At 60.6% G+C, this 2317-nt stretch carries 3 protein-coding genes; all 3 read left to right on the top strand.

Translation table 11 applies throughout. The annotated features are described in order from the left end of the window. A partial coding sequence (locus AC1DWI_RS20170; RefSeq protein ID WP_477725575.1) for a carbohydrate ABC transporter permease occupies positions 1-567 on the top strand: 567 nt, incomplete at its 5' end. 10 nt (positions 568-577) lie between these two features. Beyond that, positions 578-1402, top strand: coding sequence for a carbohydrate ABC transporter permease (locus AC1DWI_RS20165; protein ID WP_477725574.1), 825 nt, complete (start codon positions 578-580; stop codon positions 1400-1402). Between the two features lie 13 nt (positions 1403-1415). Beyond that, positions 1416-2317, top strand: a 902-nt coding sequence (locus AC1DWI_RS20160) for an ABC transporter ATP-binding protein (protein ID WP_477725573.1), incomplete at its 3' end; no start/stop codon positions are given.

The following is a 2317-nucleotide window of genomic DNA, read 5'->3' as shown; positions in this document are numbered from 1 at the left end:
GGCATCGTCCGCGTGCTGCTTATCTCGCCTTTTTTTGTCATGCCCGCAGTGAACGCATTGCTGTGGAAGCACATGATGATGAACCCGATCTACGGCGTGCTTGCCGATCTCTGGCGTTTTTTCGGTGCGCAACCGGTCGACTGGCTCACCGATGTGCCGCTGTTGTCGGTGATCATCATGGTGGCCTGGCAATGGCTGCCCTTTGCCTGCCTGATCTTCATTACCTCGCTGCAGTCGCTCGACCGCGAGCAGATGGAAGCGGCACGCATGGACGGTGCAAGTTCGTTCCAGCGCTTCTTCTATCTCATCATTCCGCATCTTGGCCGGCCGATGGCGGTGGTGATCATGATCGAAATGATCTTTCTGCTCAGCGTGTTCGCCGAGATCGCCATCACCACCAATGGCGGCCCGGGCAACGAGAGCACCAATCTCACTTACATGATCTTCAAGCAGTCGCTCATGAACTTTGACGTGGGTGTGGCATCGGCAGGTGCTTTGTTTGCAGTGGTGGTGGCCAACATCGTGGCGGTGTTCCTCATCCGTATCGTCGGCAAGAACCTCGACTAAGGGAACGACTGTGCGACCCAGCAATTTTCTTCCGCAACTGCTGCGCACCRTGGGTGCGTGGGCAGTGGCGCTGCCGCTGTTCTTTCCGCTCGGCTGGCTGTTTCTCACGGCCTTCAAGACTGAACTGCAGGCGATTCATGTGCCGCCGCTCTTTATTTTCGAGCCCACGCTAGACAACTTCAGTGAAGTGCAGCGCCGCAGCGACTACTTGCTGTACGCGCGCAACTCGCTCATTACCAGCCTTGGCTCAACCCTCATCGGCCTGTTGATCGCGGCACCTGCCGCGTACTCGATGGCCTTCTTCCGTACGAAGAGGACGCGCGACATCCTGATGTGGATGCTTTCCACCAAGATGATGCCGGCGGTGGGTGCGCTGGTGCCGATCTACGTTCTCGCGCAGACCGCGGGCCTGCTGGATTCGCTCACCGCGCTGACCATTGTGTTCACGCTGGCGAACCTGCCGATCATGGTGTGGATGCTCTACAGCGCCTACAAGGACATTCCGAACGAGATACTGGAAGCCGCACGCATGGACGGTGCGAGCCTCTGGACCGAATTTCGCCATGTTGTGCTGCCGCTGTCGGTGGGCGGTCTCGCTTCGACCGGCCTGCTGTGCCTGGTGCTGAGCTGGAACGAGGCCTTCTGGGCGCTCAACCTCAGTTCGGCCAAGGCCGGCACGCTGGCGACATTGATCGCCTCGTACTCCAGCCCCGAAGGGCTGTTCTGGGCCAAATTGTCAGCCGCCTCGCTGATGGCGATCGCACCGATCGTCGTGTTCGGCTGGTTCAGCCAGAAACAGCTGGTGCAAGGCCTGACATTCGGTGCGGTGAAGTGAAAGGAATTGACCCATGGCTTATCTGGAACTCAAGAACATCGAGAAAAGTTTCGGGGAAACCCAAATCATCCGCGGTGTTGATCTTGAAATCAACAAGGGCGAGTTCATCGTCTTCGTCGGACCTTCGGGTTGCGGTAAATCGACACTGCTGCGCCTCATCGCGGGGCTGGAGCCCATCACCCAAGGCAACTTGCTGCTGGACGGCAAGGACATCACCTGGACGMCTTCGGGCAAGCGTGACCTGGCGATGGTGTTCCAGAGCTACGCGCTCTACCCGCACATGAGTGTGTACGACAACATGTCCTTTGCGCTCAAGCTTGCGGGCGTGCCGAAGGACGAGATCCAGGCCAAGGTCGAGTACGCGGCCAAAACGCTCAACCTCACCCAGTACCTGGGCCGCACACCGAAAGACCTGTCGGGTGGACAGCGGCAGCGGGTGGCGATTGGCCGCGCCATCGTGCGTGCACCCAAGGTGTTCCTGTTCGACGAGCCCTTGTCCAACCTGGATGCCGCGCTGCGCGGCAACACGCGCGTCGAAATCCACAAGCTGCACCGCGCGCTCGGCGCGACGACCATTTACGTCACGCACGACCAGGTCGAGGCCATGACGCTGGCCGACCGCGTGGTGGTTCTCAGGGACGGGCTGATCGAGCAGGTCGGCACGCCGCTCGAGCTCTACGACCACCCGGCGAACCGGTTTGTCGCGCAGTTCATCGGCATGCCGTCGATGAACATGGTGGCGGCAAGCGCGATTCCGAGCTTCTCGGCGGCCACTGGCGGGCGCCTGCCGAGCGATGGTTTCCTGGGTGTGCGGCCGGAAGGCTTGCGCGTGCATCCGAAGCAGGCCGTTGCTTTGGGTGTGCAAGGCCGCGTGGAGCTGATCGAGGCACTCGGTGCCGACACCCTGATTCACGT

The sequence above is a fragment of the Polaromonas sp. P3_C2 genome, assembly GCF_056402675.1.
Note: the sequence above shows the minus strand (reverse complement) of the source record. Positions and strands in the feature narration are given on the sequence as shown.